Source organism: Bradyrhizobium sp. BR 1432 (assembly GCF_051547705.1).
Classification (GTDB): Bacteria; Pseudomonadota; Alphaproteobacteria; order Rhizobiales; family Xanthobacteraceae; genus Bradyrhizobium; species Bradyrhizobium zhanjiangense.
The window spans coordinates 525,529-550,287 of the sequence record NZ_JBPUGF010000004.1; the positions used below are offsets into that span (position 1 = coordinate 525,529).

At 65.1% G+C, this 24,759-nt stretch carries 15 protein-coding genes and 6 pseudogenes; 13 read left to right on the forward strand and 8 right to left on the reverse strand.

Going from position 1 to position 24,759, the window contains the following annotated elements:
• Positions 1 to 99: 99 nt before the first annotated feature.
• Positions 100 to 905, reverse strand: a pseudogene (locus ACSKB8_RS43390) (uracil-DNA glycosylase).
• Between the two features lie 135 nt (positions 906 to 1,040).
• On the opposite strand from ACSKB8_RS43390, the gene ACSKB8_RS43395 reads away from it, so the two are divergent.
• The 3 genes from ACSKB8_RS43395 to ACSKB8_RS43405 all read left to right on the forward strand — a co-directional run bounded on the left by ACSKB8_RS43395 (position 1,041) and on the right by ACSKB8_RS43405 (position 5,731).
• Positions 1,041 to 2,702 (forward strand): electron transfer flavoprotein-ubiquinone oxidoreductase, encoded by a 1,662-nt coding sequence (locus tag ACSKB8_RS43395; protein WP_438111567.1) that lies wholly within the window; start codon positions 1,041 to 1,043, stop codon positions 2,700 to 2,702.
• Between the two features lie 324 nt (positions 2,703 to 3,026).
• The gene (locus tag ACSKB8_RS43400) at positions 3,027 to 4,823 is read left to right on the forward strand and encodes a tetratricopeptide repeat protein (RefSeq protein ID WP_438111569.1); all 1,797 of its coding nucleotides are present in this window, start codon (positions 3,027 to 3,029) and stop codon (positions 4,821 to 4,823) included.
• Between the two features lie 23 nt (positions 4,824 to 4,846).
• On the forward strand, positions 4,847 to 5,731 hold the full coding sequence (locus tag ACSKB8_RS43405) for a 4-(cytidine 5'-diphospho)-2-C-methyl-D-erythritol kinase (protein ID WP_438111571.1): 885 nt from the start codon (positions 4,847 to 4,849) through the stop codon (positions 5,729 to 5,731).
• A gap of 120 nt (positions 5,732 to 5,851) precedes the next feature.
• Here ACSKB8_RS43405 and ACSKB8_RS43410 read toward each other — a convergent pair whose 3' ends face one another.
• The 4 genes and pseudogenes from ACSKB8_RS43410 to ACSKB8_RS43425 form a co-directional block, all read right to left on the reverse strand.
• The gene (locus ACSKB8_RS43410; RefSeq protein WP_438111573.1) at positions 5,852 to 6,727 is read right to left on the reverse strand and encodes an alpha/beta fold hydrolase; all 876 of its coding nucleotides are present in this window, start codon (positions 6,725 to 6,727) and stop codon (positions 5,852 to 5,854) included.
• Entirely contained in the window at positions 6,720 to 7,352 is a 633-nt protein-coding gene (locus tag ACSKB8_RS43415) for a LysE family translocator (RefSeq protein ID WP_438111575.1), read from the reverse strand. The genes ACSKB8_RS43410 and ACSKB8_RS43415 overlap by 8 nt, the downstream gene beginning before the upstream one ends.
• A gap of 44 nt (positions 7,353 to 7,396) precedes the next feature.
• Positions 7,397 to 8,659 carry a beta-ketoacyl-ACP synthase II gene (gene fabF, locus ACSKB8_RS43420; RefSeq protein ID WP_438111577.1) on the reverse strand — a complete coding sequence of 421 codons (1,263 nt, stop codon included), beginning with the start codon at positions 8,657 to 8,659 and terminating at the stop codon, positions 7,397 to 7,399.
• 1 nt (position 8,660) lies between these two features.
• Positions 8,661 to 9,175, reverse strand: a pseudogene (locus ACSKB8_RS43425) (winged helix-turn-helix transcriptional regulator).
• Between the two features lie 504 nt (positions 9,176 to 9,679).
• Between ACSKB8_RS43425 and ACSKB8_RS43430 the strand changes: the two are divergent.
• Complete coding sequence (locus ACSKB8_RS43430; RefSeq protein WP_438103448.1) at positions 9,680 to 10,969, forward strand: IS4 family transposase; 1,290 nt, start codon at positions 9,680 to 9,682, stop codon at positions 10,967 to 10,969.
• A 56-nt stretch (positions 10,970 to 11,025) separates the two neighbouring features.
• Here ACSKB8_RS43430 and ACSKB8_RS43435 read toward each other — a convergent pair.
• Positions 11,026 to 12,032 (reverse strand): annotated as a pseudogene (locus tag ACSKB8_RS43435) (polyprenyl synthetase family protein).
• Positions 12,033 to 12,165: 133 nt separating this feature from the next.
• Here ACSKB8_RS43435 and ACSKB8_RS43440 point away from each other — a divergent pair.
• From ACSKB8_RS43440 to glyS, 6 genes and pseudogenes are all read left to right on the forward strand, one after another.
• The gene (locus tag ACSKB8_RS43440) at positions 12,166 to 12,393 is read left to right on the forward strand and encodes a putative signal transducing protein (RefSeq protein ID WP_080135683.1); all 228 of its coding nucleotides are present in this window, start codon (positions 12,166 to 12,168) and stop codon (positions 12,391 to 12,393) included.
• Positions 12,386 to 13,154, forward strand: a pseudogene (locus ACSKB8_RS43445) (tRNA1(Val) (adenine(37)-N6)-methyltransferase). Before ACSKB8_RS43440 ends, ACSKB8_RS43445 begins: the two are co-directional and overlap by 8 nt.
• A 215-nt stretch (positions 13,155 to 13,369) precedes the next feature.
• A complete protein-coding gene (locus ACSKB8_RS43450) occupies positions 13,370 to 14,278 on the forward strand; it encodes a S49 family peptidase (RefSeq protein ID WP_091892623.1) in 909 nt (302 codons plus the stop codon).
• Between the two features lie 105 nt (positions 14,279 to 14,383).
• Entirely contained in the window at positions 14,384 to 14,575 is a 192-nt protein-coding gene (locus tag ACSKB8_RS43455) for a hypothetical protein (protein ID WP_091892621.1), read from the forward strand.
• A gap of 228 nt (positions 14,576 to 14,803) precedes the next feature.
• Positions 14,804 to 15,742: a glycine--tRNA ligase subunit alpha gene (locus ACSKB8_RS43460; protein WP_438111580.1), complete on the forward strand. Its 939-nt coding sequence runs from the start codon at positions 14,804 to 14,806 to the stop codon at positions 15,740 to 15,742.
• Positions 15,742 to 17,853 carry a glycine--tRNA ligase subunit beta gene (gene glyS, locus ACSKB8_RS43465; protein WP_438111582.1) on the forward strand — a complete coding sequence of 704 codons (2,112 nt, stop codon included), beginning with the start codon at positions 15,742 to 15,744 and terminating at the stop codon, positions 17,851 to 17,853. The genes ACSKB8_RS43460 and glyS overlap by 1 nt, the downstream gene beginning before the upstream one ends.
• A gap of 250 nt (positions 17,854 to 18,103) precedes the next feature.
• Here the strand turns inward: glyS and ACSKB8_RS43470 are convergent, their stop codons facing one another.
• The gene (locus ACSKB8_RS43470) at positions 18,104 to 18,457 is read right to left on the reverse strand and encodes a DUF1236 domain-containing protein (RefSeq protein ID WP_091892615.1); all 354 of its coding nucleotides are present in this window, start codon (positions 18,455 to 18,457) and stop codon (positions 18,104 to 18,106) included.
• A gap of 223 nt (positions 18,458 to 18,680) precedes the next feature.
• Between ACSKB8_RS43470 and ACSKB8_RS43475 the strand changes: the two are divergent.
• From ACSKB8_RS43475 to ACSKB8_RS43485, 3 genes and pseudogenes are all read left to right on the forward strand, one after another.
• Positions 18,681 to 18,837, forward strand: a pseudogene (locus tag ACSKB8_RS43475) (DUF3096 domain-containing protein).
• Positions 18,838 to 18,933: 96 nt separating this feature from the next.
• Positions 18,934 to 21,862: pseudogene (ppdK, locus tag ACSKB8_RS43480) on the forward strand (pyruvate, phosphate dikinase).
• A 528-nt stretch (positions 21,863 to 22,390) separates the two neighbouring features.
• A complete protein-coding gene (locus tag ACSKB8_RS43485) occupies positions 22,391 to 23,839 on the forward strand; it encodes a cell wall hydrolase (protein WP_438111584.1) in 1,449 nt (482 codons plus the stop codon).
• A gap of 41 nt (positions 23,840 to 23,880) precedes the next feature.
• Here the strand turns inward: ACSKB8_RS43485 and nadC are convergent, their stop codons facing one another.
• A complete protein-coding gene (nadC, locus tag ACSKB8_RS43490; protein WP_438111586.1) occupies positions 23,881 to 24,759 on the reverse strand; it encodes a carboxylating nicotinate-nucleotide diphosphorylase in 879 nt (292 codons plus the stop codon).

Below are 24,759 nucleotides of genomic sequence, written 5' to 3' on the forward strand. Positions count from 1 at the left end.
TGGGCAAAGCGAAGCGTGCCCACCGCCTCCATCGCTACCTGGGATAAGCTTATGGTGGGCACGGCGCTTTTGCGCCTTTGCCCACCCTACAGCAGATCGCTATCCCGCCAGCACCTTTGCGACCGCGCGCAGATCCTGCCAAGCCAACCGCTTGTAGGACGGTGAGCGGAGCAGGTACGCCGGGTGAAATGTCGGCAGCGCGCGGATGGTGCGCTGGCCGGTGTCGTAGTCGAACCAGCGGCCGCGGGTGCGCATGATGCCTTCGCGCGTCGACAGCAGCGTTTGCGTCGAGGGATTGCCGAGCGTCACCAGCACGTCCGGATTCACCAGCTCGATCTGGCGCTGGATGAAGGGCAGGCAGATTTGAGTCTCCTGCGGCGTCGGGGTGCGATTGCCGGGCGGCCGCCAGGGAATGACGTTGGCGATATAGGCGGTGGTGCGGTTGAGACCGATCGCGCCGATCATGAGGTCGAGCAGCTTGCCGCTGCGCCCGACGAAGGGCAGTCCCTCGATGTCCTCGTCGCGCCCGGGCGCCTCGCCGACGAACATGATGCGCGCCTTGGGATTGCCGTCGGCGAACACCAGCCGCGTCGCGGTATGCTTCAGCGCGCAGCCCTCAAAACTCTGCATCAGCTCGCGTAGCGCCTCCAGTGTCGGCGCGGTCCGCGCCGCCTCGCGTGCGGAAGCGATCGCGACGTCGGGCGCAGGGGCAGCCTCGCCGCGCAGGACCGTCGGCCCAGCGACCGGCCGCGATGGCTCGACCGGCGCTGCCACGCGGGCGGCTGGCGGCGGGGCATCTAATCCGCCAGGCGGTCGATCGGTTCCTCCGCGAGCGTGCAGTCGACACCGGCCTCCAGATAGAAGGCGAGGAGCTCACGGACGGTGGGTGCGGGTTCGGGGATCATGGGAAAGTTTGACTATTATATCACCTTGGGCGGCCTTGCATCCCGGCAGAACGCAATTCCGAGGTTGTCCTACCCGGAAAAATCGGAAACAAGAGGGCGCAATCGACCAAGGACCGTCTCAAGGGCTGAGATCAGATGAGCACCGAAGAACTTCCCCCGCGCGAATCCATGGAATTCGACGTCGTCATCGTCGGCGCCGGCCCCTCGGGCCTGTCGGCTGCGATCCGGCTGAAGCAGCTCAACGCCGATCTCAACGTGGTCGTGGTGGAGAAGGGCTCCGAGGTCGGCGCGCACATTCTCTCCGGCGCCGTGATCGATCCGGCGGGGCTCGACAAGCTGATCCCGGACTGGCGCGATGATTCCGACTGCCCGCTGAAGACGCAGGTGAAGGACGACCGCTTCTACTGGATGACGGGCGCCGGCGCGATCAAGCTGCCGAATTTCATGATGCCGCCGCTGATGGACAATCATCACTGCTACATCGGCTCGCTCGGCAATGTCTGCCGCTGGCTGGCGCGCAAGGCCGAGGCGCTCGGCGTCGAGATCTATCCGGGCTTTGCGGCGGCCGAAGTGCTCTATGACGAGGAGGGCAAGGTCAAGGGCATCGCCACCGGCGACATGGGCATCGGCCGCGACGGCAAGCCGAAAGATTCCTTCACCCGCGGCATGGAATTGCTCGGCAAGTACACGCTGTTTGCCGAAGGCGCCCGCGGCAGCCTGACCAAGCAGCTCATCAACAAATTCGCACTCGACGCCAAGGCCGAGCCGCCAAAGTTCGGCATCGGCCTCAAGGAGGTCTGGCAGATCGATCCCGCCAAGCACCAGAAGGGCTTGATCCAGCATTCGTTTGGCTGGCCGCTCGATATGAAGACCGGCGGCGGCTCGTTCCTCTATCACTATGACGACAATCTCGTCGCCGTCGGCTTCGTCGTGCATCTGAATTACGACGATCCCTATCTGTCGCCGTTCGACGAATTCCAGCGCTTCAAGACCCATCCCTCGATCCGCGGCACTTTCGAAGGCGCCAAGCGGCTCGCTTACGGCGCGCGCGCCATCACCGAGGGCGGCTATCAGTCGGTGCCGAAGCTGAGCTTCCCCGGCGGCGCGCTGATCGGCTGCGCAGCCGGCTTCGTCAACGTGCCGCGCATCAAGGGCGTGCACAATGCAATGGGCACCGGCATGCTCGCCGCCGAGCACGTCGCCGCGGCGGTCGCCGCCGAGCGCGCCAATGACGAGCTCGTCGAATACGAGAATGCCTGGCGCACGTCGTCGGTCGGCAAGGATTTGTTCCTGGTCCGCAACGTCAAGCCGCTGTGGTCGAAGTTCGGCACCGTGCTCGGCGTCGCGCTCGGCGGCTTCGACATGTGGTGCAATACGCTGTTCGGCGCGTCGCTGTTCGGCACGCAATCGCATCGCAAGCATGACCGCGCCACACTCGATCCGGCCAAGAGCCACGCGCCGAAGAACTACCCGAAGCCGGATGGCAAGATCACCTTCGACAAGCTGTCCTCGGTGTTTTTGTCCAACACCAATCACGAGGAGGACCAGCCGATCCATCTGAAGGTCACGGACATGAACCTCCAGAAGACCTCGGAGCACGACGTGTTCGCCGGTCCCTCGAACCGCTATTGCCCGGCCGGCGTCTATGAGTGGATTGAGGAGGGTTCTGGCCCACGCTTCCAGATCAACGCCCAGAATTGTGTCCACTGCAAAACCTGCGACGTGAAGGACCCCAACGGCAACATCACCTGGGTTCCCCCGGAGGGCGGTGGCGGTCCGAATTACGAGGCAATGTAAGCCAGGAACGTGCAGCCAGCGCCGATGGGACCAAGGTTACGCGACCCCGGCAATGTGACGCACGTTCGCGTGAGAACCGGGCCGCGGGGGCAGCCCGCGGCCACGATAAGGCCATAGTAGCGGCGTCTTGGGGCGCTCTTGGCCGATTCGCCTGACCGATTTGGGGCGTGCGGCGGGGATCGCCCGGTCCGAATCCTTGCGGCGAAGCGCCAAAAGCGGCATTGTCGGCCTGACGGTTCCGGGTCCCGATGCCACCGGCCGCGTTCGCATGCGATACGGCCTTCTGCTGCAGACCCAGGCACTACCAACTCAAGGCGAGCCCTGATGTTTTCAAATCGTTTCAACCGCTGGACTGCTGCCGCCATCGCCCTCATGGGCACCGCGTTCGTCGCGGTCCCCGGCGCGGTCCTGGCGCAGACGCCGGATCACCCGGAAAACACAGCGGCGCAGTTTCCGACCCGGAACGATTTGAAGTCGCTCACCGGCGCCGGCAGCTATCTCGCCGCCCGCCACGCCAGCGTCGAGCGCGACGCCTCCTCCGCCGCGGCGTTCTACCGCTCGGCCCTGCGCACCGATCCGAAGAACAACGAACTGCTCGACCGCGCCTTCATCTCCTCGGTCGCCGACGGCGACATCGACGAGGCCGTCAAGCTCGCCGAGCGCATCCTCACCATCGACAAGACCAACCGCGTCGCGCGGCTCGTCGTCGGCGTGCACGATCTCAAGCTGAAGAAGTACGCGACGGCGCAAACCAACATCAACCAGTCGATCCGCGGTCCGATCACCGATCTCGTCGCTACGCTATTGTCGGGCTGGGCCGCCTATGGTGCGGGCGACGCCAAGGGCGGTGTCGCCACCATCGACAAGCTGGCCGGCCCGGAATGGTATCCGCTGTTCAAGGACCTCCATGCTGGCATGATCCTCGAACTCTCCGGCAAGGAGAAGGACGCCGGTACCCGCTTCGAGCGCGCCTACAAGCTCGACGATTCCATGCTGCGCGTCACCGAGGCCTATGCGCGCTGGCTGTCGCGCAACAAGGATTCCGCCGCCGCGACCACCGTCTACCAGGCTTTCGACAAGAAGCTCGCCCGCCATCCGCTGATCGTGGAAGGCCTGCGCGAGACCAAGGCCGGCAAGAAGATGCCGCCGCTCGTCGATTCCGCGCAAGCCGGCGCCGCCGAAGCGCTCTACGGTATCGGCGCCACGCTGACCCGCCGCGGCGGCGAGGATCTAGCGCTGGTCTATCTCCAGCTCTCGCTCTACCTCCAGCCCAGCCATCCGCTGGCGCTGCTCTCGCTCGCCGATCTCTATGAATCGGTGAAGCGGCCGCAGATGGCGATCAAGGTCTATGAGCGCGTGCCCTCGTCCTCGCCGCTCAAGCGCAACGCGCAGATCCAGCTCGCCATTGACCTCGATTCCGCCGACCGCACCGACGAGGCGATCAAGATCCTCAAGGGCGTCACGTCGGAGGATTCCAAGGATCTCGAAGCCATCATGGCGCTCGGCAACATCGAGCGCGGCCGCAAGAAGTTCGGCGATTGCGGTGCGACCTATTCGCAAGGCATCGATGTGCTGCCGGCCGGCAACGACAAGGCCAACAGCGTCTGGTACTACTATCGCGGCATCTGCGAGGAGCGCTCCAAGCAGTGGGCCAAGGCCGAATCCAACATGAAGAAGGCTCTCGAACTTCAGCCCGATCAGCCGCACGTCCTCAACTATCTCGGCTATTCCTGGATCGACCAGGGCGTGAATCTCGACGAAGGCATGAAGATGATCAAGCGCGCCGTCGAGCAGCGTCCCGACGACGGCTATATCGTCGACTCCCTCGGCTGGGCCTATTACCGCATCGGCAATTACGAGGAGGCGGTGAAGAACCTTGAGCGCGCGATCGATCTCAAGCCCGAGGACCCCACCATCAACGATCACCTCGGCGATGCCTACTGGCGCGTCGGCCGCACGCTGGAAGCAAAGTTCCAGTGGTCGCATGCGCGCGATCTCAAGCCCGAGCCGGAAGAACTGCCGAAGATCGAGGCCAAGATCGCCAATGGGCTCTCGGACGACAATTCGAACTCTTCGGCGGCGCAGGCCGAGAAGAAGAAGGACGACGGCAAGGGCGGCTGAGGTTTGTTGGGGGCGTGTCGCCGATGTCGGCGTTGATTGAAGAGGGACGGGCGAAGGTCAATTTGAGCCTTCGCGTCGTCGGCCGTCGTGCCGACGGCTATCATGATCTCGAAAGCGTGGTTGCATTTGCCGACTGCGCCGACCGGCTGACGCTGGAGCCGGGTGACGAGCTGAAGCTCACCACCACCGGACCGCTGGCGGCAGCTTGCGGCGACACCGCCGACAATCTCGTGCTCAAGGCCGCCAAGCTTCTCGCCGAGGCTGTGCCCGGCCTGAAGCTGGGCGCCTTCGCACTCGACAAGGTGCTCCCGGTTGCAGCCGGCATCGGCGGTGGCTCGGCCGATGCCGCGGCGGCGCTGCGGCTCTTGGCGCGTCTCAACGATTTGTCGCTTGATGATCCCCGTCTTCAGAAGGTCGCGCTCGCAACCGGCGCGGACGTGCCGGTGTGCCTCCTCTCGCGCGCTTGCGACATGACCGGGGTCGGCGAGCAGCTGCTGTCGCTCGCGTTGCCGAGCATGCCCTGCGTCATGGTCAATCCGCGCGTGCCGGTCGCGACCAAGGACGTGTTCAAGGCGCTGGGCCTGCGCAATGGCGAGCTCCTGGTCGGCGTCACCGACGTCATCCGCGCTCCGGCCTGGCCGGAGGAGGGTGCGTCGATCGCGGACTGGGTCGACGTTCTCGAAACCGTCCCCAACGACCTCGAAGCGCCCGCAATGCGCATCGAACCTGTGATTGGCGAGGTGCTGGAAGCCTTGCGCGATTCCGCCGGCGTCAAGCTCGCCCGCATGTCTGGCTCGGGGGCGACGTGCTTTGCGATCTATGGCGCGCCGGCCGAGGCCCATGCTGCCGCCGAAAAGATCCGGCGCGATCACCCCGGCTGGTGGGTGCATGCGGGGACGTTGAGCTAGGTATTTCTGCGAAGACGGTGCCGTGGGCAAAGCGAAGCGTGCCCACGAACTTATTCGTGCAATCTGGATGCATGGTGGGCACGGCGCTGTTGCGCCTTTGCCCACCCTACGGCAGTTGAGTTAGCCGCTGACCGCTGCCAGCCCAAGAAACTTTCGGATCGCACCCAACACCTCCCGCGGCTTGTCATGCTGCAGCCAGTGTCCCGCCCCGACGATGGTCTCGATGCGCGCGTTCTGGAAATACCGCTCGAGGCCTGCTGCCTTTGCGCCCGCCAGAAAACTTTCGCCGGCGTTGAGCAGCAATGTCGGGCAGGCGATGCGTGACCACAGCGCGACGTGGTCGTCCGGCCAGAGCCGGTGCGGCGCGCTGGCGCGCTGGTAGGGATCGAACTTCCAGCTATAGGTGCCGTCCTCGTTCCGCCGCGCGCCATGCGTGGCGAGATGCAGCGCGAGGTCGCGGGCGAGGCGCTTGTTGTGCAGCATCATCTGCGCGGCTGCGGCCTCGAGGCTCGCATAGCGACGCGGCGTGCGGTCATGCAGCTTGTCGAGCTGGGCGATCCATTTGCCGATGCGCTCATGCGCCGGCGGTTTTGGCGTATCCGGCAACATGGTCACGCCGTCGAGGACGACGAGTTTCGCGACCTGCTCGGGGAATGATCCTGAAAAAATCAGGCTGACCATGCCGCCCATCGAATGGCCGATGAGCGTCACCTGAGGCGCTGCGATGTTGCGGACAAGCTGGGCAAGATCGTACACATATTCCGTCAGCGCGTAGCTGCCGCCTCGGGTCCAATCGGAATCGCCGTGTCCGCGCAGGTCGGGCGCGAGCACGTGGAAATGCGGCCGCAACGATTCTGCGATGACGTCCCAGCTCCGGCCATGATCGCGGCCGCCATGGACCAGGATGGCGACGGGCGCGCCGTCATTGCCCCAATCGGCATAATGCAGCCGCAGGCCGTGCGATTCATAATAGCGGCTTTGCGGGGCGCTAGCCATTTGCCGGCCGCCGCGCCAGTGCGAGCGACAGGCCGAGGCCGGCGATGAAGACGCCCGAGCCTTGCGTCAGGCGCCGCATCAGATGCGGCCTTCCGATCAGCTGCTTGCGCGTCGCTGATGCCATCAGCACCACCACCACATCCGCGAGCGTGTTCAGCGCGACTGAGATCGAACCGAGCATGATGAATTGCGCCGTGGGGTTCGATCCCGCGGGATCCAGGAATTGCGGAATGAAGGCGAGGAAGAACGCGGCGGTCTTCGGGTTCAGCGCCTCTACCAGCACGCCGTCGCGGAATGCGCGCCGGTCGCCGACGGGTTCGCTCTCGAGCGACAGCGTCCGGCCGGCACTGCGAAACGTCTTGATGCCGAGCCAGATCAGATAGACCGCGCCGACGAATTTTACGGCCGCGAACAGTTCGGCGCTGGCCAGGATGATCGCGGAGATGCCGAGGCTGCCCGCCACCACATGAACCAGTCCGCCCAGCGCCGTGCCCGCGGTGGATGCAAAACCGCTGATGCGTCCCTCCGACAAGGTCCGTGCCGCGACATAGAAGATGCCGGGGCCGGGAAGGGCGGCAATGAGACAAGCGGCGGCCAGGAACAGCCAGAAATTCGTCGTGATCATGCTGTTTTGGTAACGAAGCCTGACGCGATTGCAAGGCCCCTCGTTTAACCCATCCGGCGGAAGATCACGCTGGCATTGACCCCGCCAAAGCCGAAGCCGTTGGAGATGGCGCTCTGCATCGGCATCGGCCGCGCTGCGCCGGAGACGATGTCGATGCCATCAGCGCCAGGATCCGGGTTGTCGAGATTGAGTGTCGGTGGCGCGATCTGGTCGCGCAAAGCGAGCACCGTGAAGATCGCCTCGAGACCGCCGGCGGCGCCGAGCAGATGGCCGGTGGCCGATTTGGTCGCGCTCACGGCAATGCCGCGGTTACGGCCGAACAGCCCGCCGATCGCGCCAAGCTCGCTCTCGTCGCCGGCCGGCGTCGACGTCGCATGCGCGTTCAGGTGCTGCAAATCTGCGGGCGTAAGCTTGGCCTGCCGGAGCGCGATCTCCATGGCGCGGCGGGCGCCATCGCCATCGGGCGGACCCGATGTCATGTGATAGGCATCCGCGCTCGTGCCGTAGCCGACGATCTCCGCGATCGGCGTTGCACCGCGCGCCAGCGCATGCTCCAGCGTCTCGATCACCAGGATGCCGGCGCCTTCGCCCATCACAAACCCGTCGCGGTCGCGATCGAACGGGCGTGAGGCGCGCGCGGGCTCGTCGTTGAAGCCGCTCGACAGCGCACGTGCTGCCGCAAAGCCACCGAGGCTGACGATATCGATACAGGCCTCCGCACCGCCACAGATCGCGACATCGATCTCACCAGCGCGGATCATGCGCGCGGCATCGCCGATAGCCTGCACGCCGGCGGCGCAGGCGGTGACCGGTGTCCCCAGCGCACCCTTGTAGCCGTATTTGATCGAGACGTGACCCGCGGCGAGATTGGCGAGGAACGAGGGGATCGTGAACGGCGAGAGCCGGCGGGCGCCGCGCTGCTCGGTGATGCGCACCGCCTCTGCCATCGCCGGAAAGCCGCCGACGCCGGAGGCGATGATCGTCGCGGTCCGTTCCTGCGCCGCTGCGTCTTGCGGCATCCATTTGGCTTGCGTCACCGCTTCTGCGGTGGCGAGCAGCGCGAACAGGATGAAGCGGTCCATCTTGCGCTGGTCTTTTGGCGCGGCCGCCTGTGCGGGATCGAAGCCGCCTTCGGCGTCATCGGCCCTGTCGGGCACGAGCCCGGCAATGCGCGCCGGCAGTACCTGTGCCCATTCCGGCAGCGGGCGCAGCCCGCTTTGGCCGGCGAGCAGCCGGCGCCAGGACAGTTCGACACCACAGCCAAGCGGCGACACCGCGCCCATTCCGGTCACGACGATACGACGCATGTCAGTCTCCAGCCGGCGCGACGGCCGGGTTCATGGCCTTGAGCGAAGCGAGCCGCGCACGCATCCCGCGGCTGGCGCGGGGACCTGCGATGACGACTGCATTGGTGAGCGTGATCGGACGCATGTCGGCGGCGTCGACCACGACCGGATCGAAGGGGCGAACGTCGCTCCGGTTCGCCAGCAGGATGGACTCGCCCTTGGGCGCGAGATGCTTGTTGCCCAGGCGAGCAGCGCCACGATCACGGGAAAGAAATCCCGCGCCTTATCCGTCAGCACATATTCGTAGCGCGGCGGCCGCTCATGATAGCGGCGGCGAACGAACATGCCGCTCTCGGTGAGATGGGCGAGCCGCCGCGACAGGATGTTCGGCGCGATGCCGAGGCTTTGCGAAAATTCGTCGAACTTCGTCGCGCCCTGAAACGCATCGCGCAGGATCAGGATGCTCCACCATTCGCCGACCGTCTCCACGGCGCGGCCAACCGGGCATTCCAGGATGGAGGGGGATTTGGGCTGCATGGCGGGAAGGTAGGGTAGTTACTTTCAAAATGCAAGTTACTAGGTGAGCGCGGGTGGAGGCCGGTAAGGAAGCGGCGCGACCGCGGGGCTGTGGGTGAGTTGAAATGCGAGTTGGCGCAAGATGGTCGTGCGCCACACTCCGTCATTGCGATGGTGGGCGCACCCTCCCAAGATCGTCGTCCCGGCGAAGGCCGGGACCCATAACCACAGGGAGAAGTTTGGCGAAGATCGGTAGTGAAGGTGTCGTCGCGCGGTGACACTGCGCGCTTAGCTATAGATCACGCGGTATGGGTCCCGGCCTTCGCCCTAGGGCATGCACATATCTGGTGCGGCGGATTGACTCGGATCGGCCTGGGAGGATTCCAGAATCAGAGTTCTGTGTGATTCGTATTGCGGCACTCCATGATTTGGACGGGGTGCCGCGATGTTGTCACGGATTGACTGGACGCTGGGCCGGTTCGGGGATCGTCGTCTCGATAAAGGGGGGCGGCGTTCGTCGAACGCATGGTTGTGGGCAAAACTGTCTGCCTTCGGCAGCTCTCCAGGGGGAACCGCGCGCTGGAAGTGCGGTTCAACCGCTTTCTTGGCCATGACAAGGTGACGGTGGAGCGGATCATCGAAAGCTGGAGCGAAAGCACGGTCGCTGCGGTAGAGGGCCGCCACGTGCTGGCCATCCAGGACACCAGCGAGATCCACTTCAACACCACACCGCAACGCCGGCGCGGGCTCGGAGAAATCGGCAAAGGCAATAACCACGGCGTGCTGCTGCATCCGCTGCTGGCTGTGGATGCCGATGACGGCAACTGTCTTGGACTTTTGAGCGGGCAGATATGGACGCGCACAGGTCGCCGCACGACCTCGCACGACGATCGGGAGTTATCGGACAAGGAATCGCAGCGCTGGATATCCACTGCCATGGCGGCCAAGCCGCTCCTCACCAAGGCCACAGCGGTGACGGTGCTGGGTGACCGCGAGAGCGATATTTTTGCCCTTTATGCCAGCTCGGCCGAGCAACACTTCCACGTCATCGCGCGCAGCATGCATGATCGCAAGCTTGCCGACCGCAGCGGCTTGTATGAGGTCAGCGATGCCATGGCCGCGGTGGATCGGCGTGCGATCCAATTGCCTGCGCGCGCCGCGCGGCCCGCCCGCCTGGCTCACCTCGAACTTCGCTTTGGCGCAATCGAGCTCGCCCGCCCACAGAGTAAGTTCCTGCGCCATCTGCCGGAAAGCTTGCCATTGGCGGTGGTCGATGTGCGCGAGATCAATGCCGAAACCGGGGTCGAGCCGCTGCACTGGCGGCTTCTCACCTCTCACGAGGTTACCGGCATCGAGGACGCCTGGCGCATCGTCCAATGGTACAAGCAACGCTGGATCATCGAGCAGTTCTTCCGCATCCTGAAGACACAAGGCTTCAAGCTCGAAGACAGCCAGATCGGAACCGCCGATCGCCTTCTCAAGCTGGTCGCGATTGCCGCTAAGGCGGCCGTCATCACAATCCAACTTCTGCAGGCCCGCAATGGCAGTCGCCAACCCATTCTCGCTGCCTTCGACAACGGCCAAATTAACGTGCTCACCGCCCTCAACCGTCAACTCGAAGCCGGGAGCAAGCGATTAAAGAACCCACATCCGCCCGATAGCCTCGCTTGGGCCGCCTGGATCATTGGTCGCCTCGGCGGCTGGGACGGCTACCCATCGTCCAAGCCGCCGGGCCCGATCACCTTCAAGAACGGCCTCGAATACTTCCACGCCGTCGCAGCAGGATGGAGCCTCAGAGATATGTGCATGCCCTAGGGCCTTCGCCGGGACGACATCGAGAGCGTTGCGGCTGTATGCCCTAACGCGAAAACCTAATGCGACCGCGCCAAACAGAACGCCACGACCTGCTCCAGCGCGCTCTTCATCGGCGAAGAGGGGAACAGTGCCAGTGCGTCGACCGCCATGGCGCCGTAGTGCTGGGCGCGGCTCAGCGTGTCCTCGAGGGTGCGGTGCTTGTTCATCAGGCCGATGGCGTGGTCGAGATCGGAATCGCCGATCTCGCCGCGCTCCAGTGCCCGGATCCAGAAGGCGCGCTCGGTGTCGTTGCCGCGGCGGAAGGCGAGCACGACCGGCAGGGTGATCTTACCCTCGCGGAAATCGTCGCCGGTATTCTTGCCGAGCTTGGCGCTCTTGCCACCATAGTCGAGCACGTCATCGACGAGCTGGAAGGCGATGCCGAGATTCATGCCGACCGAGCGGCAGGCGGTCTGCTCCGCCTTCGGGCGGTTAGCGATGACAGGGCCGACCTCGCAGGCGGCCGCGAACAGCTCGGCGGTCTTGCCGCGGATCACGGCGAGATATTCGTCCTCGGTGGTCGCGGTGTTCTTGGCAGCCGCGAGCTGCATCACCTCGCCCTCGGCGATGGTAGCAGCGGCCGCGGAGAGGATGTCGAGCGCGCGCAGCGAGCCGACCTCCACCATCATGCGAAAAGCCTGGCCGAGCAGGAAGTCGCCGACCAGCACGCTCGCCTCGTTGCCCCAGAGCATGCGCGCCGACAGCTTGCCGCGGCGCATCTCGCTCTCGTCGACGACGTCGTCGTGGAGCAGGGTCGCGGTGTGCATGAACTCCACGGAGGCGGCGAGCTTGATGTGGCCGTCGCCGGTGTAGCCGGCGAGGTTGGCCATGGCGAGCGTCAGCATCGGCCGCAGGCGTTTTCCCCCGAGGAGATCAAATGATTGGCGACCTCCGGGATCATGGTCACATCCGAACCGGTCCGTGACAGGATCGTGGCGTTGACGCGCTCCATGTCACCGGCGACAAGGGCAACGAGCTCTTCGATCGACGCGCCGGGAGTTTCGAAAGGTACGATGACGGCCACGCCGGTCTCCAATATTTGCCCCGGAAGGGCTATTCTGATGGAAAGACAATAGAAACTGGCGGCGGATGCGGCAAGTGCCGCGGAACCATTGACATTTGCCGCTATCCCCTTTTTCAGGCAGGAGACCTGCGTTTTGCGTGAACTGGTTCGGACCAACGACATGGTGCTGGTGTCGGCGATTGGCGCGCTGCTCGACGGTGCCAACATCCATCATCTGGTGCTGGACCAGAACATGAGCATCATCGAGGGCTCGCTCGGCATTTTGCCGCGGCGGATCCTGGTCCATGAGGACGACGCCCTCGAGGCCCGCCAGCTCCTCACCGAAGCCGGCCTCAGCCACGAACTGCGCGGCGATGATTGAGGCGCCGGCTGACATCACCGAGGACGCCTTTCTCGGCGGGCAGTTGCGCCTGAAGCAGAAGCGGTCCGGCCATCGTGCCGGGCACGACGCCATCCTGCTCGCCGCGGCGACCGAGGCCAGGGCAGGCGATCGCGTGGTCGATCTCGGCGCCGGCATCGGCGCGGCGGGCCTCGCGCTCGCCCGGCGCGTGGCGGGGATCAACCTCAGCTTGGTCGAGATCGATCCGAAGCTGGCGGAGCTTGCGCGGGCCAACGCTGCGGCGAATGGAATTGCCGCCGAGGCGATCGTGCTCGACGTCACGGCCGATGCCCAGGCGTTTGCGGCACATGGGCTCGTGCCCGACAGCGTCGACGTGGTGCTGATGAACCCGCCTTTCAACGATCCGGCTCGGCATCGCGGGTCGCCGGACCAGGCGCGCCACACCGCCCATGTCGCGAGCGACGAGACGCTGAATGCATGGGTGCATGCGGCGCGGCGCATCCTGCGATCGAATGGCGAGCTGACATTGATCTGGCGTGCAGATGGGATCGCGAACGTCCTGGCAGCGCTGTCACGCGGCTTCGGCAGCCTGTCGATTCTTCCGGTGCATGGGGAAGCCGGACGGCCCGCGATCCGGGTGCTGGTGCGCGCGGTCAAAGGCGGCCGGGCGCCGGCGCGACTGCTGCCGGGCCTCATGCTCAACGACAGAGTCAGGCGTGCCTAAAAAAGAGGTGAAGGAGATTCTGGAGGGGAGGGCGGTGTTGCCGCTGGCGGAGCCGTGACGGCCTTACTGCGGAAGCGATTCCGACTGCTGCTCCTGCGGCGTCGTCAGACGGATCGCCATGAATAGCGCACCGATCAGCAGCATCAGCAAATAGATTTTCATGGCGTTCTCCGCTGCCGCATTGCAGCCTCCCAACGGAAAATCTGCAAAACACGTTCCAGCCACTTCCAATGACAGTCGCGTGATAAGAAATGGTTAAGCAGAGGTAACGGCATGGCCGAACAATTGAACGATCGTGAGAGTTCCGGCCTGGCCGACAAGCTCATGCAATATCTGCCGGCGCGTTTCCGGCCCGGCGCGGCAATCGTGCCGGTGGTGCGGCTATCCGGCGTGATCGGCGCAGTGACGCCGCTGCGTCCGGGCATGACGCTCGCGACCGTCGCCCGGGTGCTGGAGCGGGCGTTTTCGTATCGGAACGCCAAGGCGGTGGCGCTGGTGATCAATTCGCCCGGCGGCTCGCCGGTGCAGTCGCGCCAGATCTACCTACGCATCAAGCAGCTCGCGGCGGAGAAGAAGCTGCCCGTGCTGGTCTTCGTCGAGGATGTCGCGGCCTCAGGCGGCTACATGATCGCCTGTGCCGGCGATGAGATCATCTGCGATCCCTCTTCGATCCTCGGCTCGATCGGCGTGGTCGGTGGCAGTTTTGGTTTCCAGGAGGCGATCAGGCGGCTCGGCGTCGAGCGGCGCCTCTACACGGCCGGCGCCCACAAGGCGATGCTCGACCCGTTCCTGCCGGAAAACCCGGATGACGTCGCCAAGCTGAAGGCGATCCAGCGCGAGATCCACCAGATCTTCATTGCCCTGGTGAAGGAGAGCCGCGGTGCGCGGCTGAATGGCGCGGACGACACTCTGTTCACGGGCGAGTACTGGGCCGGCGAGAGCGCAATCGCGCTGGGGCTCGCCGATAGCATCGGCGACCTCCGCTCAACTCTTCGTGCCCGCTATGGCGAGAAGGTTCTCACCCCCGTGATCGCGCAGCCGACCGGGCTCCTCTCTGGCCTTCTGGGCCGGAAAGCGCCCGGCGCGGGGCAGCTTTCGGCCCTGGAATCAATGGCCGGCCTGCCGGATGAGCTGATCTCGGCAGTCGAGACGCGGGCGATTTGGGCGAAATTCGGGTTCTAGGGCTCGCACTCCCGCGCCATTTGGCCCCTCGACGCTCCGATTGCGGCGCAGGTCCATCTGCGCAACAATACGCGTGGGGGCTGAGCACTAGACAAGGATCGACCGATGCCGCCGTTCGTCGCTTTCGCGGGCGTCCTGGGCGGGCTTGCCGTGGTCCGCTGGGCCTACAAGACCGCTGTCCGGATCAACCAGGAGCTGGAGGAGATGCGCCTGTCGCGCGTCACCGAGGCCGCCCCTATGGGGGACATCCAGACGCTGAAACGTGACCCCGTGACCGGAGCTTACCGCCCGGGGTAGCTCTTCCCGCGTGCAAGGTGCGCCCCCTCTCCCGCTTGCGGGGGAGGGCTGGGGAGGGGGTCTCTCCAAGCGAGAACCCCCAAGAGGAGAAAGCCCTCACCCGGCGCTTCGCGCCGACCTCTCCCGCAGGCGGGAGAGGTAAGAAAGCCCCCTTCGCCTTGATTCCCATCCCCGCCGTCGATACGGTCCCGCGCAATTCAAAACCCCCCGCGAGAGCCTGATCTGACGATGGACGCCTCATTGCCCGCCCATATGCGCCCGGAACGCTCGTTCCAGGGCTTCATCCTCGCACTCCAGCGGTTCTGGGCCGAGCAGGGCTGCGTGATCCTGCAGCCCTACGACATGGAGATGGGCGCGGGCACCTTCCATCCGGCGACCACCCTGCGCGCACTCGGGCCAAAGCCCTGGAACGCGGCCTATGTGCAGCCCTCGCGCCGGCCGAAGGATGGCCGCTACGGCGAGAATCCGAACCGGATGCAGCACTACTACCAGTTCCAGGTGATCATGAAGCCGTCGCCGCCGAACCTTCAGGAGCTGTACCTGAAGTCGCTCGCCGCGATCGGCATCGCTTCCGCCGTGCACGACATCCGCTTCGTCGAGGACGATTGGGAGAGCCCGACGCTGGGCGCCTGGGGCCTCGGGTGGGAATGCTGGTGCGACGGCATGGAAGTCAGCCAGTTCACCTATTTCCAGCAGGTCGCGGGCTTCGAATGCGCGCCGGTGGCGGGCGAGCTCGCCTATGGGCTCGAGCGCCTCGCGATGTACGTGCAGGGCGTCGATCGCGTCTACGACCTTAACTTCAACGGTCGCGACGGCGACGCCAAGGTCACCTATGGCGATGTGTTCCTGCAAGCCGAGCAGGAATATTCGCGGCACAACTTTGAATACGCCGACACCGCGATGCTGTTCGAGCAGTTCAAGATGGCGGAAGCGGCCTGCAGGAAATATCTCGACGCAGGCTGGCGCGAAGGCGGCAACAGCAAGCAGCATCTGATGGCGCTGCCGGCCTATGACCAGTGCATCAAGGCGAGCCATGTCTTCAATCTGCTCGATGCGCGCGGCGTGATCTCCGTGACCGAGCGGCAGAGCTACATTCTGCGCGTGCGCGAGCTGGCCAAGGCCTGCGGCGAAGCCTGGATCCACACTGAAGCGGGCGGAGCGGCCTGATGCCCGATCTTTTGCTTGAACTGTTCTCGGAAGAAATCCCCGCGCGCATGCAGGCCAAGGCGGCCGACGATCTGCGTCGTATGGTCACCGACAAGCTCGTCGCCGAAGGCCTCGTCTACGAGGGCGCCAAGGCGTTCGCGACGCCGCGCCGCCTTGCGCTGACCGTGCACGGCATCCCTGTGCGCCAGCCGGACCTCAAGACCGAACGCCGCGGACCGAAAATCGGCGCGCCCGATGCGGCGGTGCAGGGTTTTCTGAAGGCGACGGGTTTGACTTCGCTCGAGGAAGCCAAGATCCAGCGCGACCCCAAGGGCGATTTCTACATCGCGCTGATCGAGAAGCCCGGCCGCGACGCGATCGACGTGCTCGCCGAGATCCTGCCGGTGATCATCCGCACCTTCCCCTGGCCGAAATCGATGCGCTGGGGGGCGCGCTCGGGTAAATCAGGCTCGCTCGACTGGGTGCGGCCGCTGCACGCGATCACCGCGACCTTCGGGCTCGAGACCGAAGAGCCTGACGTCGTGAAATTCTCGGTCGACGGCATCGAGGCCGGCCAGACCACTTACGGCCATCGCTTCCTCGCACCCGCGGCTATTTCCGTGCGTCGCTTCGAGGACTACGAAGCAAAGCTGCTCGCAGCAAAAGTCGTGCTCGACCCTGAGCGCCGCAAGGATGCGATCCTCACCGACGCCAAGCAGCTCGCCTTCGCGCAAGGCTTTGAGCTGGTCGAGGACCAGAACCTGCTCGACGAGGTCGCCGGCCTCGTCGAATGGCCGGTCGTGCTGATGGGCTCGTTCGAGCCGGAATTCTTGACGACGCCCGCGGAAGTCATCCGCGCCACCATCCGTAACAACCAGAAGTGCTTCGTGGTCAGCGATCCCAAGAGCACTGACAAGACGGGCAAGCTCGCGAACAAGTTCATCCTCGTTGCCAACATCGAGGCGACTGACGGTGGTGCGACCATCATCGCCGGCAACGAGCGTGTCATCCGCGCGCGGCTCAGCGATGCGAAGTTCTTCTATGAGACTGACCTGAAGACCAAGCTCGAGGACCGGCTGCCGAAGTTCGAGCAGATCGTGTTCCATGAGAAGCTCGGTACCCAGGCCGCGCGCATCAAGCGCATCGAGCGCCTTGCCGCGGAGATCGCGCCGCTGGTCAGCGCCGATGTCGCCAAGGCAACGCGCGCCGCGCAGCTCGCGAAAGCGGATTTGCTGACCGAAGTCGTCGGCGAATTCCCGGAAGTCCAGGGATTGATGGGCAAGTATTACGCGTTGGCCCAGGGCGAGGACGTCTCGGTGGCCGCAGCTTGCGAGGAGCATTACAAGCCGCAGGGTCCGGCGGACCGCGTGCCAGTCGATCCCGTGAGCGTCGCGGTCGCGCTCGCCGACAAGATCGACACGCTGGTTGGGTTCTGGGCCATCGATGAAAAGCCGACGGGCAGCAAGGATCCGTATGCTCTGCGGAGAGCTGCCCTCGGGGTGATCAGACTGATTGCCGAGAACGCGTTGCGTTTGTCGCTCATGGAGGTGGCGGCGTCCGCACTCGCCGGTTTGCCGGTCAAGCCGGCCGATGCGCAAAAGCTTCCGAGCGACCTACTCTCCTTCTTCGCCGATCGCCTCAAAGTCCAACTCCGCGAGCAGGGCGCGCGGCACGATCTCGTCGATGCCGTGTTCGCACTCGGCGGTCAGGACGATCTGCTGATGATCGTCCGCCGCGTCGACGCACTCGGCAAGTTCCTCGACAGTGACGACGGCAAGAACCTGCTCGCCGGCACCAAGCGCGCCAGCAACATCCTCTCGATCGAGGAGAAGAAGGACAAGCGCACGTTCGACGGCGCGCCGGATGCTGCGCTCTACAGCCTCAACGAGGAAAAGGCGCTGGCGAAGGCGATCGGCGAGGTCAAGGCGGAAGCGAGCGCCGCCGTCGCCAAGGAAGACTTTGCCACCGCGATGAGCGCGATGGCGAAACTGCGTCCGCCGGTCGACGCGTTCTTCGACAAGGTTCGCGTCAATGACGACGATGCGAAGGTGCGCGAGAACCGCCTGAAGCTGCTGAACGAGATCCGCAGCGCCACGCGGGCGGTGGCGGATTTCTCGAAGATCCAGGACTGATCGCGCAGGAGCCTGTCATTCCGGGGCGCGCGGAGCGCGAGCCCCGGAATCGATTCATCCTCATGCGCTGCGGCCCGATCGATTCCGGGTCCACGCCTTCGGCGTGTCCCGGAATGACAGCTATTGCTGTGGCACAAAAAAGCCCCACCCGGCGGGGGGAGGACCGGGCGGGGCCTGATGTCCGATTAACACTGCTCGCGCCAGCCTGATGTGGCGCGCCGGACATCTAGTCGATCTCAGGTCGTCGATCTCAGTTCAGCACCTCGACGATGCGGCGCGAGCGCGGCTCGACCAGCACGGTCTCGCCGTTCACGACGGTGTAGCGATAGGTGGTGGCGCCGAAACGTTGCGGCACGTCATAATAGGTGATGCCGCTCTCGGGTAAGATGGCGCCGACTACCACGCGATCCGGGATACGGAACGGCGGCACACGTTGTTCGACGACATAGTCGCGGAAGGCCAGCCGCTGGTCGGCCGCAATGGTCGGGCTGCTGTCGACCACGGCGGGCGCGCGTCCCACCGTGACATCGCTTTGCGCCTGTGCCGCGAGGGGCGAGCCGATCGCAACGCACAGCGCCGCGAGGGCAAGAATCCTGTTTCGCATGGGCAACTCCTTCGAAGTGATGTTCGGCAAGCGCCAGTGGCGCAGTCGGTTGCCAATGCATGCGACTTCGCAATGTTCCGGGAAAGGGCCTGCCGTATCCGCGGCAATTTCGGGCAGTTTTCGCGAAGCCGGGAACTCGCATCGGTCTTACGCGTCTCTACTCGCGGAACCGGGACCGCTATGATCCGCCCGCGATTCGTCCACCTCCACAGAAAGATAATTCATGCACATCACCGTCGCCCACATTTCGCCGATCCTGTCGTTGATTGCGGGCGTGCTCATCCTGATCATGCCGCGAACTCCTCAATCTGATCGTCGCGATCTTCCTCATCGTGAACGGCGCGATCGGGCTCGGGCTCCTGAAGTGGCTCCACCTCTAGGCGTTCACTTTTCGGAACTGTCCGTCTTGCGCGGGCCCGCCCAAAATGGTGTAAGGCCCGCGATTTCCCATTCCTCTCGCAGGTTGTGTGCAAGCTATGGCCAAAGCCGCTTCGAAGCCGAAGAAAATGCCAGCGAAAATCCCAGCGAAATCAAAGTCCTCCGCCGCGGCGAAGGCCGCGCCGCCGGCCCGCAAGGCGCTGGCCAAGAGAGCGCCGAAGCCGGTCGCCAAGCCCGCTGCCAAGCCGGCGGCAAAGGCTGTGACCAAGGCGGCTCTGCCGAAGGTCGCTGCGAAGCCCGCACCGAAGAAGGCTACGCCCGCGAAAGCGGCGCCAGCAGCGGCCAAGGCCGGCAAATGGGTGTTCACATTCGGTGACGGCAAGGCCGAGGGCCGCTCGGAAATGCGTGACCTGCTCGGCGGCAAGGGCGCCAACCTCGCCGAGATGGCCAATCTGGGCCTGCCGGTGCCTCCGGGCTTCACCATCCCGACCTCGGTCTGCACCTATTTTTACGCACACGACAAAACCTATCCGAAGGAACTGCAGTCTCAGGTTGAGAAGGCGTTGGAGCATGTCGGCAAGTTGACCGGCAAGGTGTTCGGCGACACCAAGAACCCGCTGCTCGTCTCCGTGCGCTCCGGCGCGCGCGCCTCGATGCCGGGCATGATGGACACCGTGCTCAATCTCGGCCTCAACGACCAGACCGTGGAAGCGCTGGCCGAGCTGTCGGGTGACCGCCGCTTTGCCTATGACAGCTATCGCCGCTTCATCACCATGTATTCGGACGTGGTGCTCGGCTTCGAGCATCATCATTTCGAGGAGATCCTCGACACCTTCAAGGACGGCCAGGGCTATACGCTCGACACCGATCTGTCCGCCGACGACTGGGTCGAGCTGGTCGGCAAGTACAAGGACGCGGTCGCGCGCGAGACCGGCAAGGAGTTCCCGCAGGATCCGCACGACCAGCTCTGGGGCGCGATTGGTGCTGTGTTTTCCTCCTGGATGAACGCGCGCGCGGTGACCTACCGCAAGCTGCACGACATTCCGGAATCCTGGGGCACCGCGGTCAACGTGCAGGCCATGGTGTTCGGCAACATGGGCGAGACCTCGGCGACGGGCGTTGCCTTCACGCGCAATCCCTCGACCGGCGAGAGCAAGCTCTACGGCGAGTTCCTGATCAACGCGCAAGGCGAGGACGTGGTGGCGGGCATCCGCACGCCGCAGGACATCACCGAGGAGGCGCGCAAGGAATCGGGCTCCGACAAGGCGTCGATGGAATTGGCGATGCCGGAGGCCTTCAAGGAGCTGACGCGGATCTACACGCTGCTCGAGAAGCACTACCGCGACATGCAGGACATGGAGTTCACGGTCGAGCAGGGCAAGCTCTGGATGCTCCAGACCCGCGGCGGCAAGCGCACCGCGAAAGCGGCGCTGCGCATCGCGGTCGAGCTCGCCAATGAGGGCCTGATCTCGAAGAAGGAAGCGGTGACGCGCATCGATCCGGCCTCGCTCGATCAACTCCTGCATCCGACCATCGATCCCAATGCCAAGCGCGACGTGATCGCGACCGGCCTGCCGGCCTCGCCTGGCGCTGCCTCCGGCGAGATCGTGTTCTCCTCGGACGAGGCGGCCAAGCTCCAGGCCGACGGACGCAAGGTGATCCTGGTCCGCATCGAGACCAGCCCGGAAGACATTCACGGCATGCATGCCGCCGAAGGCATCTTGACCACGCGCGGCGGCATGACCTCGCACGCGGCGGTGGTCGCGCGCGGCATGGGCAAGCCCTGCGTCTCCGGCTGCGGCACCATCCGCGTCGATTACGGCCGCGGCACCATGAACATCGGCTCGCGCACCTTCAAGACCGGCGACGTCATCACCATCGACGGCTCGCTCGGCCAGGTGCTCGCCGGCCGCATGCCGATGATCGAGCCGGAGCTGTCCGGCGAGTTCGGCACGCTGATGAACTGGGCCGACCAGGTCCGCAAGATCGGCGTGCGGGTCAATGCCGATACGCCGGAGGACGCGCACACCGCGATCAAGTTCGGCGCGGAAGGCATCGGCCTCTGCCGTACCGAGCACATGTTCTTCGAGGAGACGCGCATCCGCACGGTGCGCGAGATGATCCTCTCCGAGGACGAGCAGTCGCGCCGTGCCGCGCTCGCGAAGCTGCTGCCGATGCAGCGCGCCGACTTCGTCGAGCTGTTCGAGATCATGAAGGGCCTGCCCGTCACGATCCGCCTGCTCGATCCGCCGCTGCACGAGTTCCTGCCGCACACCCATGCCGAGGTCGAGGAAGTGGCGCGCGCCATGAACACCGACCCCAGGCGCCTCGCCGACCGCGCCCGCGAGCTCTCGGAGTTCAACCCGATGCTCGGCTTCCGCGGCTGCCGCATCGCAATCGCCTATCCTGAAATCGCCGAGATGCAGGCGCGTGCGATCTTCGAGGCGGCGGTCGAGGCGCAGAAGCGCACCGGCAAGGCCGTCGGTCTCGAGGTGATGGTGCCGCTGATCGCGACCAAGGCCGAGCTCGACCTCGTCAAGGCGCGGATCGATGTCACCGCACAGGCGGTGATGCGCGAGACCAATACGAAGCTCGCCTATCAGGTCGGCACCATGATCGAGCTGCCGCGCGCCTGTCTGCTCGCGGCCGAGATCGCGCAGTCCGCCGAGTTCTTCTCGTTCGGCACCAACGATCTCACGCAGACGACATACGGCATCAGCCGCGACGACGCGGCGAGCTTCCTCGGTCCTGTACGTGGCGAAGGGTATCCTCTCGGTCGATCCCTTCATCGCGCTCGATCAGGAAGGCGTCGGTGAGCTCGTCAAGATCGGCGTCGCGCGCGGCCGCAAGACGCGGGCCTCGCTCAAGGTCGGCATCTGCGGCGAGCACGGCGGCGATCCCGCTTCCGTCGCCTTCTGCCACACGATCGGCCTCGATTACGTCTCCTGCTCGCCCTACCGCGTGCCGATCGCCCGCCTCGCCGCCGCGCAAGCCGCGCTCGGCAAGGAGATCGCGAGCCAGGCGTAAGTAGAATTAGAATGCTGGAATGAAAGAGGCGGGGTCAAACCCCGCCTCTTTTATTGAGCAGTGCTTCCTCCACGTCGTCATTGCGAGCCAACGGGTCCGCGCGAAGCGCGGCCCGATGACAGGCTCCGCGAAGCAATCCAGAGTCCTTCCGCGGAACGATTCTGGATTGCTTCGCCGCAAGTGCTCCTCGCAATGACGATCGTGTTGCATGCGCCTCGCGCCACACACTCACTGTCATCGCCCGGCTTCGCGCAATACCGGGAACCACACCAGCGTCCCGTATTGATACGTGCCGTCAAGAGTTCCTTCACCATTCGCGTTGACGAGACGTTTACCGCTTCACCTCGCTCGGCATTTACCAACACGCGCGATCACTCCGTGAAAACACCTGTGTTCGCTTGAGTGTGCCGTGCGCGCCACGTCGATTAACGCCCCGGCAACCTAAATTAGATACTTACGATAAAGATCGAATTGCACGGACGTACTGCGGTTCGATTTTTCTGGCGTAAGCGTAGCGTGAGCGTATCGATGTCAGTGTTGCGTAACCATCCGAAGGGCGCGCGGTTTGCGTCCTTCGGCATCGGTCTCTGCATCTTCGCATTGATGCCGAGAGAGACCGGCTATCAGGACATTGCCTCGCTGCTGGCGCGCCAACCCGGCGTCGCCGAGCGGTGGCAGAAGCAGGTGTATTCCGCGGCCTCCTCGATCCAGCTCGCCACCTACAGTTTTTCCCGGCCGATCGGCACCTCGGTTCCGCAGAGCGCGATGGTTCGCCTTGCCAGCATCGATGGCCGCGACGTCACCGGCGCGATCAGCCGCAATCCGGCGCTGCAGGCGCCGCCGCGCTACCAGGCCGCCGATTTTCCCAAGGTCGATCGCTCCATGAAGGGTGATCGTCTCGCGATCGTGACGCCGACGACGTCTCCCGATGCGGCTGCGCCGCCGGCAGCGCCCGCGCAGGAAGATCCGGCGACGTCGAACAGCTCCGTGTTCGGCGCCAAGACCGTCGCGTTACCGCAGCCGATGTCGCCGGAGTCCGCAGCCGCGCTCGATCCCGAGCTCCAGGAAGCGCTGCGTGCGCCGCCGCTGCCGCAATATACCAATGCGCCGCCGGCGCGCGATGCCGCGCGCGCGTTCGTGGTGCAGCCGCTGGAAGCGCTGAAGCAGGTCACCGCGCCGGCCCCGCCGGCGCGCGATCCCTTCACCGTCAAGACGTCGAACCTGTTCTTCGGCAGCTCCTCGCTCGGCGGCAATCTCGAAAGCATCGAGAGCTGGCAGCCCGGGGCCGAGCCGCTGATCGTGATGCCTGATCCCGATATGAAGGTGACGGCCTCGCTGTCGCCGCCGACGGCGGAGATTGCCAAGGACATCGAAAGCGGCGAGAGCGTCGCGCCGAAGGGCGAGGTCAACGCCGACAACCAGCGCGCCAGATCGCCGGCGGAGCGGCTCGCGCTCGACGACAAGTCGCGCGCCAAGTCCGAGAAGTGCCTTGCCGAGGCGGTGTATTTCGAATCGCGCGGCGAGGCCGTGCGCGGCCAGATCGCGGTGGCGCAGGTCGTGATGAACCGCGTCTTCTCCGGCAAATATCCCGACACCGTGTGCGGCGTCGTCTACCAGAACAAGTACCGCCATTTCGCCTGCCAGTTCACCTTTGCCTGCGACAACAATCCGGACGTGATCCGCGAGCCCGAGATGTGGGAGCGCGCCAAGAAGATTTCGAAAGCGATGCTCGATGGCCAGATCTGGCTGCCCGAGGTCGGCAAGTCGACGCACTACCACGCCTATTGGGTGCGCCCGTCCTGGGTCGCCGAGATGAAGAAGATGTACAAGACCGGCGTGCACACCTTCTATCGGCCGCGCAACTGGGGCGACGGCAGCGAGGAGCCGAGCTGGGGCACGCCCGCGCAGACCGCGGCGCTCTCCGCCGAGCTCGCGCAGGAAGCCAAGAGTTCCGCGGAGATGGGCGAGCGGCGGTAGTTCTCTTACCTCGCCCCGCTTGCGGGGAGAGGCAAGGACCATCACGCCTCGATGTCCAGCGCGCAGTCGAAATTCGGCGCCGAATGCGTCAGCGCACCGGCAGAAGCGTAGTCGACGCCGGTGGCCGCGATCGCCGCGATCGAGTCCAGCGTGACGCCGCCGGACGCCTCCAGCTTGAGGCGGCCCTCGGTGAGCCGCACCGCCTCGCGCAACGTCGCGGTATCCATGTTGTCGAGCAGCACCGCGTCGGCCAGTCCGGTGGCCAGCACCTCGCGCAGTTGCGCAAGCGTGTCCACCTCGATCTCGATCTTGACGAGATGGCCGGCATGAGCGCGGGCGCGCTCCAGCACGGGGCGGATGCCGCCGGCGACCGCGATGTGGTTGTCCTTGATCAGGATCGCATCGTCGAGGCCGAAGCGGTGATTGAACCCGCCGCCGCAGCGCACGGCATATTTCTCCAGCGCTCGCAATCCCGGCGTGGTCTTCCGCGTGCAGCAGATGCGCATTTTCGTGCCTTCGGTGCGCGCGACATAGTCGGCCGTGAGTGTCGCAACGCCCGACAGGCGGCCGACGAAGTTCAGCGCGGTCCGCTCCGACGTGAGAATGGCGCGCGCGGGCCCTGAGATCGTCAACACCTGCTGTCCGCGGGCAACCCGCGCGGCGTCGCGGACATGCGCGCGGACCTCGATGTCGGGTGAGAGCTTTTGCAGCGTCGCCAGCGCCAGCGGCAATCCGGCGATCACGCCGGATTGGCGCGCGACCAGGATCGCCTGCGCCGTCGTGGCTTCCGGAATCGTTGCCAGCGAGGTGACGTCGCCGGCGCGCCCGAGGTCTTCGTCGAGCGCGCGTTGCACAGCTTCGTCGATGGCGAGCGGCGAGAGAAAGGCGTCGGGATAGAGCAGTGAGGTTGCGGTGATCAT

Excerpts from the sequence above, each read along its gene's own strand:
- ACSKB8_RS43470 (WP_091892615.1), bottom strand. The coding sequence starts at position 18,457 with ATGCGAAACAGGATTCTTGCCCTCGCGGCGCTGTGCGTTGCGATCGGC.
- nadC (WP_438111586.1), bottom strand. The coding sequence starts at position 24,759 with ATGATCACCGCAACCTCACTGCTCTATCCCGACGCCTTTCTCTCGCCG.
- ACSKB8_RS43430 (WP_438103448.1), top strand. The coding sequence starts at position 9,680 with ATGGTTGTGGGCAAAACTGTCTGCCTTCGGCAGCTCTCCAGGGGGAAC.
- fabF (WP_438111577.1), bottom strand. The coding sequence starts at position 8,659 with ATGCGTCGTATCGTCGTGACCGGAATGGGCGCGGTGTCGCCGCTTGGC.
- ACSKB8_RS43400 (WP_438111569.1), top strand. The coding sequence starts at position 3,027 with ATGTTTTCAAATCGTTTCAACCGCTGGACTGCTGCCGCCATCGCCCTC.
- ACSKB8_RS43395 (WP_438111567.1), top strand. The coding sequence starts at position 1,041 with ATGAGCACCGAAGAACTTCCCCCGCGCGAATCCATGGAATTCGACGTC.
- ACSKB8_RS43410 (WP_438111573.1), bottom strand. The coding sequence starts at position 6,727 with ATGGCTAGCGCCCCGCAAAGCCGCTATTATGAATCGCACGGCCTGCGG.
- ACSKB8_RS43460 (WP_438111580.1), top strand. The coding sequence starts at position 14,804 with ATGGACGCCTCATTGCCCGCCCATATGCGCCCGGAACGCTCGTTCCAG.
- ACSKB8_RS43455 (WP_091892621.1), top strand. The coding sequence starts at position 14,384 with ATGCCGCCGTTCGTCGCTTTCGCGGGCGTCCTGGGCGGGCTTGCCGTG.
- ACSKB8_RS43450 (WP_091892623.1), top strand. The coding sequence starts at position 13,370 with ATGGCCGAACAATTGAACGATCGTGAGAGTTCCGGCCTGGCCGACAAG.
- ACSKB8_RS43405 (WP_438111571.1), top strand. The coding sequence starts at position 4,847 with ATGTCGGCGTTGATTGAAGAGGGACGGGCGAAGGTCAATTTGAGCCTT.
- ACSKB8_RS43415 (WP_438111575.1), bottom strand. The coding sequence starts at position 7,352 with ATGATCACGACGAATTTCTGGCTGTTCCTGGCCGCCGCTTGTCTCATT.
- glyS (WP_438111582.1), top strand. The coding sequence starts at position 15,742 with ATGCCCGATCTTTTGCTTGAACTGTTCTCGGAAGAAATCCCCGCGCGC.
- ACSKB8_RS43485 (WP_438111584.1), top strand. The coding sequence starts at position 22,391 with ATGTCAGTGTTGCGTAACCATCCGAAGGGCGCGCGGTTTGCGTCCTTC.